Origin of the sequence: Paenibacillus sp. FSL H7-689, assembly GCF_000517905.1 — a bacterium.
GTDB lineage: Bacteria > Bacillota > Bacilli > Paenibacillales > Paenibacillaceae > Paenibacillus > Paenibacillus amylolyticus.
This window is the reverse complement of record NZ_ASPU01000060.1, coordinates 1-3,646: the sequence shown is the minus strand read 5'-3', so window position 1 is coordinate 3,646 and position 3,646 is coordinate 1. Positions and strand designations below refer to the sequence as shown.

Annotated in this window: 2 protein-coding genes; both read left to right on the top strand. The window is 42.2% G+C overall.

The features are described from left to right. A partial coding sequence (locus C170_RS27365) for an S-layer homology domain-containing protein (RefSeq protein WP_036616462.1) occupies nucleotides 1-472 on the top strand: 472 nt, incomplete at its 5' end. A 354-nt stretch (nucleotides 473-826) separates the two neighbouring features. Beyond that, nucleotides 827-3,646, top strand: a 2,820-nt coding sequence (locus C170_RS27360; protein WP_036616459.1) for a DUF4073 domain-containing protein, incomplete at its 3' end; no start/stop codon positions are given.

Below are 3,646 nucleotides of genomic sequence, written 5' to 3'. Positions count from 1 at the left end.
AGCGGCAGCAGGTTCCGTGAATAGCGTGAGCTACAAGGATGTATCTGCAACACACTGGGCAACAAGTGAGATTCAAAAAGCGCAATCCGCTGGCATCATGAACGGCATGAGTAACACCCAATTTGCACCGAAAGGTTCGATCACCCGTGCACAGATGGCGACGATTGCTTATCGCTGGATGCAGCAACAAGCGAGTAATACAACAGTGAATGGTCCAGCAATTTCCTTCACAGATGTATCCGCAGACCTGTGGGCAGTAGATGCGATTGCATACGTGCAATCTGCTGGCCTGATGGTTGGTTACAACGATGGTACATTCAAACCAGACAGCAAGCTGACGCGTGCTGAAGCTGTGAAAGTGCTGAACGTGCTGTTCAACCGCACACCCCTAACTGGCGCAGTTACGCCAACGTTCAGTGATGTACCAGCAACACACTGGGCATATGCAGATATCGAAGCTGCAGCGCAGTAATAATATCTTTGCAAGATTAAGAGGCTTACAGCAGGCAGTTTAGTTATGAGCAAGCTAATAAAGTAGAACAAAGAAGGCCACCCCAAATAGGGTGGTCTTCTTTGTTCTACTGAAATTCAGGGGAGTATATTCTAAGATTTGATTAAACTCGCGGTATATATTTTTATAGGTCTTAGATAATATATCTCAAAATAAAAATGTTGAATAATGACGAGAAAAATGAGTATTTTTACTAATTATATCTAAATAAATGGTTTTAAACCCTTTTATTTGCTCTGTTGTTCAGAATCCGTTCAGAGTTGTGTACTACAATAGGCCTATCTTAGAGAAGCGAGATTAGGGAGGAAAGAAAAGATGCAATACAGAAAAATAATGAGCATGTTGCTCATTTTGGTGTTGGTAGCTCCATGGCTGGCACCAGCAGGAAAGGTAAGTGCAGGAGGATATACCAATCCAGGGAACAATGGCCTAATTACAGTGAAAGGTGTAGATGACAACTCGGTTGAAATTAGTTGGACATACGCCTATTCCGATTCTACTTCCCCGCCTGATTTATATTATCGGGTTTTCTTATCTGACGAACCGAATCTAATAGACGCTGCTACAATTAACGGTCACACAACCGATTATTCCTATAACCGTTGGATTCAGGGTTCGGAATCTACAGATGGTACTTTTCACCAACAAATTACGGGTTTAAGCGATGGTGAGACCTATTATTTCAATGTAATTGTTCAGGATAGATACAGTATGGAAACTGCTTATCAGATGCAATCCATTAAATTTACTACACCGCTGAATGGATTCAATAACTCTATTGGTCAAAACTTTGATGCAGCTAAAATAACTGAACTGTTCGAAAATGAAAATTTTATCACTACGACGCCGGATTTTGAATCTCTTCCCCTGGAAGAACAGAATGCACTGGTAACATTAGCGGGACATATGAATGAGCCTGTTAATGCGTATCAGAGTAACAGTGAGGTTCAATTTTTGGTAGATTATATTCAACAAGGCATTTCAGTATCGAAAGTAAATGAATTGTCCGATGTCCAAGAAAGACTGACTGCTTATTACGACAAATCTCTTATTTTTGCAGCGGCGGTTAGTCCTGAATATCTGAATATGATGAAACCGATGCTAGATCGATATCTTCTAGCTTCTGATCTGGAACAGAATGTATTGGCATTCAAAATTAAACTACAACGAATTGCTAATAATTCATCCCTTGAAGAATCAGTTATGAATCTTTCTATGGCATCGAGCCAAATTATCAATTTCACGAATGCCTCAACACAAAGTGAAATGATTAATGCGCTAATGGATTTATATCAGCTACAAGAACAAGCAGAGGCGTTTAAAGGCACAGATAAAGAGACCCTCGTTGGTACATTCCCGCTTGATTTTAGTAAAATGAAAAGCATTTCCTCCAACATGACTGAAATGGAAAAGCTTACTGACTGGATGCTGTTGAAAAAGCCGGGTAATGGCTATTTAACATATAAATCCGCGCAAGAAGCATTTGATGAGTTCTTTGGCACTCCTGAGAAGCAATCGCTGAAGCAGCTGAACGCAGCGATAGTTCTCAAGGATAAAGTTACAGTGTTATCCATATTAAAAAATACAGATCTGCTCAATCATCCTGGAGCGTTTAGTGAGCTAACAGATCAAGAACAAAAGACAGTTGCTGCTACGTTAGTGCAGTTGACTCCGAGATCGGGATCTTACAATGGAGATCAGGTTCAATTTATTGTAGATATAAGTATCAATATCCTTTTGGGGTATCGGTTAGATTACCGAGATATGGCTTCTGCATTAAATAACATTTACGATCAGGTCATTGTAAAGGGTGCTAATCTGTTTTCTGAAGAAGAGTTTGAACAGTTCAAGAGAGCAGCCGATTTTTATCTGAAAGCTAACCAGGCGGATCAGCAGTTAATTGCTTATATTGCGAAGTTCACTTCTGTTGCAATGGACACTGACTCGTCTGTAGGTCTAATGTTTACGCTATCTGAAGAATTCCCTTCAATTAACCAAGCAGAGACAGCGAGTGAGATATTAAATAACTTGAATTTGTACCAAATGCTTCAAATGCAGTACCAAATACTTTTAGCCAACAATCCAGAATTAAGTCTTCAGGAACCCCCTCTGAAGTTTGACCAGATAGTAACATTATCAACGAATGCGGAACAGCAACAACTCGCAGAGTGGATGCTTAGTGAACGACCTGATGGAGGATATGAAAAAATTAAAGATATTCAAAGAGCATTTGACTTGTTCTTTGCTCCCCCAGCGCCTAAAGTGACTGCTGATGATACAGCCAATGTGGTTATCGGTGCAGATGAAACGATGGAATACTCCAAAGACAATGGGGAGACTTGGAGTAAATTCACCAATACAGATCGATTTGAGGGCAACCAAATAATTGTGGTTCGTGTAAGAGCCAAAGGCAACACACCGGCATTGAAATGGACAACACTTACGTTTACATCCAATACGCCAACACCTAACCAGGGTGGAAACACAGGTGGTGGTGGCGGATCGTCCACGACTACACCAGTAACGTCCACACCTGCACCTTCAACGAAACAAGAGCAGATCGTGGTTGACGTTAATGGAACAAACGGCACCAACCTGACCAAAACACCAATCACCCGTACAACCGAAACCAACGGCACGATCAAAGATCTGGTGAAAATGACCGAAGCGATTGCCAAGGAATCGGTGGAAAAAGCGAAGCAATTGAACATGAACACCGCACGCATTGTCATCCCAGACACCAAAGATTCCGTGTCCGAGACACGTATTGAACTGCCTAAGGCAGCGGTGAAAGAACTGAATGATGGTTCACTGAAACTTGAAATCTCCACTGAAAATGTAGTGATCTCCGTTCCGACGAATTCCATCGCCGGATTCGATCAAGACTTGTACTTCCGTGTGGTTCCCCTGAAAAAGGAATCGGAGCGCAAAGAAGTCGAAGAACGTGCGAAGAAAGAGCAGTTGATTCAACAAGTTGCTCCGAATACGAATGTTCGTGTATTGGCTCGTCCGGTAGAGATCGACACGAATATGCAGAGCCGCGAAGTGACACTCACGTTGCCACTGCGTGACAGTCTGCCAACCGATCCGGCTGCTCGTCAGCAAGCATTGGACAACCTGGCGATCTATATCGAA